Genomic DNA, 2,886 nt, shown 5'->3' with positions numbered 1-2,886 from the left:
TTTCTACTAAAAAGGTATGCTGCAAAGTGGACGTATTACGCATGGCTCATCATCATTATTGGCTTGATTATTCCGTTTAGACCGGAAATCAATATGTCCTTGATCGAAGTGAATCTACCTTTTGCTTCCACTGAGAATGAAGCACAAATGGTAGCGCCAGGAGATAGTTCCTTTCAAAGTATGGAATTTGAACAAGCAAGGAATGGAGAAGAGCAGCAATCCTTTTTTTATAGCGGAGAAGCAATGGAGCAAGGGGCAATAGATGCTAGTAGCGTAGATGCAGATGTTGCTAGATATACAGATGTTGGTAGTGCAAATGCAGTTGCTGAGCGTACAAACGTAAACGGAGAAGTACCATTCTATACGACAGCGTTACAGGATAATGGAGCGGGTGAAGCTACTACAGACCACAGCGTACTTACTTCCAACACGGAAGAACAAACTACGTTAATTACATCTATTGTAGGATGGACTGCTATTGTTTTTGCGATATGGCTAACGGGAGCACTATCTTACCTTATTTATCAATTGCATACGTATCGTAGTTTTAGTAGAACCGTTCGCCGCTGGAGTGTACTCATCGATGATGTAGCGATCACCCATGTGTATAGACAGCTACAAAAAGACATGGGGATTAAAACAAACATATCGTTGAAATATTCTAGCATCATCGATACACCGATGCTAATTGGGTATCTCAAACCTACGATTGTATTACCGCGTACGAGCTATCAGTTGAATGAGCTGCGCTTTGTACTAACTCATGAACTCGTACACTATAAGCGAAAAGATATGTGGGTAAAAGCACTAACGATGGTAGCAACGGCGATACATTGGTTCAACCCATTACTCTACGTGATGTCCAAAGCGATTTCTTCGCAATGTGAGATCTCTTGCGATGAAGCCGTAGTGAAAAGAATAGATCAAAACGGACGAAGAGAATACGGAGAAATGATATTAAAAACAGCGAGAGATCAACATAGAAAAATTCAAACAACACTGACGACAAACTTTTACGGAGGGAAAAAAGAGATGAAGAAGCGATTGGTATCGATTATGAACATAGAAAAGAAAAAAGCAGGCATCGTCATTGCAAGTGGTGTGCTAGTGATGACGAGTTTAACGGGAGGTATATTTGCCGTAGCGGATGTAACGCAACCAGCTATATTGGGACAGCAAAATGAAACGATATTAGACAATGTAAATATCGCTGCGAATGAACAAACACAAAGCATAGATCCTATAATCCTTATTAATGGATATAAGCTAGAAACAGAACACGCTCCGTATGAAGATAATGATGAAGAAAATGAGGAGTACCTAGAATATTATGAGGACTTATATATGGTCTACGTCCCATTCTTCGATGTTCTTACTGCTATAGGTGGGACATTGCAAACTGTAGATGAACAAACGTTCAACTATACTTATAACGGACAGACAGCAGAAATTAAGATCATAGATGAAGAGGTGACCATGACTGGAATTGACACCGTCTTAACTCAATATCCTGATTCTTATAAAGGTTCAGAAGAGCATTTGCAGTTTCTTGCCAAGCCATATAGACTGGCATCACAGATAAAAGAAGATATTTTATATGTTTCCGCAGATTATTTAAATAGATATTTTCATGTCAACCGTTATAGAGATGAACAAAATAGCCTTGTAATGATAGCAACGGAAGAAACTTCCTCTCTAGTACAAGCTGTGGACGAGCCAAAACCTGATTTAAAACGCATCCAACAGTTAATTGCTAGCGGAGAAAATGTTAATGCAAGAAATCATGATGGTGAATTTGTATTACAAACAGCCATAATGAAAGAGAATGTTGAATTGGTTAAAACATTACTGAATGCAGATGCGGATGTTAATGCAACCATCTTTAAAAAAGGAAGCACCTTGTTAGATGCTGCTTCAAAAGTAGGTAATAAAGAGATTATATCGATGATAATGAATGCTAACCCTGTCATACAAGAAACGGACAGCTTATTTTATGATGCATTACAAGCTGTTCTAAATCAAAATAAATCATCTTTACAAGAAGTGCAACGTAAAGGCTTTAATATAAATGCTACAAATCAAGTAGGAGAAACCTTACTTACGGTAGTATCCAACTGGGATAAAGAGGCAGTGGATATGGTGATTGAACTAGGAGCCAACGTGGATACTCTCAACGCACAAGGTATGACACCTTTAATGAAAGCAGCTCACAAAGGGAAGACAGAAGTTGTTTCCTACTTATTACAAAAAGGAGCAAATAAAGATATGCAACAAGCAGCGCCAGACACTGGTCGCTCAGCACTTATGTTTGCAGTAACTGAAGGTCATAAAGATACGGTGCAAGCATTATTGGATGCAGGTGTAAATATAGATTTACAAGTTCATGGACACACACCATTGCATATGGCATTATTGTATCATTGGGGAACTTCTTTACGTGAAGAACTAGCACTATCTCTAGTTAAAGCAGGTGCTGATGTAAGCATACAAGATGATTTGGGTCAAACGGCACTACATTTAAGTCCTTCCGTTAAGTTAGCTCGTGCAATCATAGAATCGGACAAAAACATCAATCTTGACATTAAAGATTTGGAAGGATACAGTGCCTTGGATCTGGCAATGATGAACGGCAATAAAGAAATGAAGCAATTTCTACTTTCAAAAGGTGCAACGGAAAGCGATGTTAGCTTTGGATCAGAGGCATTAAAAAGAGCTGTTCGTTCCGGGGATTTGGAAAAGGTTAAGCAGTTGGTGAACGATGGTGCAAACGTGAAGGAACAATCTGCAGAATCTGATGGGTTCACTCTTCTAATGGAAGCCATTATGAGTAATAATATAGATTTAACAAAATATTTAATTGACCAAGGTGTAGATGTAAGTTCTTTA

Annotated in this window: 1 protein-coding gene; it reads left to right on the top strand. The window is 38.6% G+C overall.

The window, feature by feature from the left end; genetic code table 11:
• Positions 1-2,886: M56 family metallopeptidase (locus tag D1Z92_RS16960; RefSeq protein ID WP_128896865.1), on the top strand; the 2,886-nt coding region annotated here is incomplete at both ends.

The organism is Longirhabdus pacifica, from assembly GCF_004115085.1.
In the GTDB taxonomy this organism is placed as follows: domain Bacteria; phylum Bacillota; class Bacilli; order Paenibacillales; family DSM-105158; genus Longirhabdus; species Longirhabdus pacifica.
This window is presented reverse-complemented; position numbering and strand designations above follow the sequence as displayed.